Source organism: Phytoactinopolyspora endophytica (assembly GCF_004138495.1).
Taxonomy (GTDB): domain Bacteria; phylum Actinomycetota; class Actinomycetes; order Jiangellales; family Jiangellaceae; genus Phytoactinopolyspora; species Phytoactinopolyspora endophytica.
Genome location: NZ_RZHA01001798.1, coordinates 1 through 1,042, shown reverse-complemented (window position 1 = coordinate 1,042; position 1,042 = coordinate 1). Strand labels below are relative to the sequence as shown.

Annotated in this window: 1 pseudogene; it reads right to left on the bottom strand. The window is 59.8% G+C overall.

Annotated elements, in window-relative coordinates:
* Positions 1-724 (bottom strand): annotated as a pseudogene (locus ELR45_RS40175) (hypothetical protein); the annotation flags it as partial.
* Positions 725-1,042: the final 318 nt, after the last annotated feature.

Sequence of the window (1,042 nt, the reverse complement as noted above, 5' to 3'; positions counted from 1 at the left end):
TGCTGGTGAAGTTGTTACTTCCGCGGCCGTTCCAGATGTAGAGGTGGTCGTTCCATGTCGCGTGGATATCTCCCACACCATCAGAATTGAAATCACCACCGTGCCGCGTCGACGAGTCCCAGAGGGAATCGACGATCTTTTGGGCATCACTGGCTTCCGGCTGGTAACGGTCCGGGTAGGCGGAGACCTGCACGGCCTGGCACACCTCACCAATCGGGGCAGTCTTCCAGCCGTCATTCGGATAAACCCTAACCATTTTGTCAAGGAAAGCATTGGTGGCCCAGATCGGATCAAGCCGATTCTTGGCACTGCCCCACGACGCACGTTGCTGGAACAGGCCCAGGCTGTCGTGATCGACTTCTTCACTGATGTTCTGAATACTCGATTCCACGATCGTGGTCGTGACGGCAATGACGGCCGCACGGCGCGGCATACCTCGATCTTGGACAGCCTTCACGACCATGCGAGCGCATGAGACGCGATAAGCCGACATGTAGCCGTCCATCTTGCCGGTGAGAACGCCATTCAATTGCGTGGCCAGAGCGGCATCCCTGCTGGTCGTGCCATCGGGGTCGCAGGCCACAGTGGCATAGGCGGCGCTCACGTCGCCGGCCATCGGTCGAACAAGCTCGTCGTCGGCGAATGCCGATGGCAATATCGCAATGGCCGTGATCACGGTCAGAGCTGCTGTGAAGGGTCGGCGTACGAACTTCTTTGAGATCATCTATTGCTCCTGTTGTCTTGGGGTGCTGACGTTGGAGGCTCGATGGCGATGAAGACCAGACATGGCGATTGCTCTGCACGGCAAATGAACTCGGCGCACGAGGCACCGGCTGCCGGCACGAATCGCGTCGCGAGCGCGCAGTCCCAGGGCGAGAGGTCAAGCCCGGTCGGGTACCTCTCGCCCTAGGCTGCACGTATAGGCGGCATGTAGTCGGTTCTGTACTGCGGCTGTGTGGTTAGCCGGGGAAGTAGGGTGTCCAGCCGGGTCCGAGTCGGATGCGGGTGTCGAAGTGGTTGTTGCCGTGTCCGTTCCAGACGT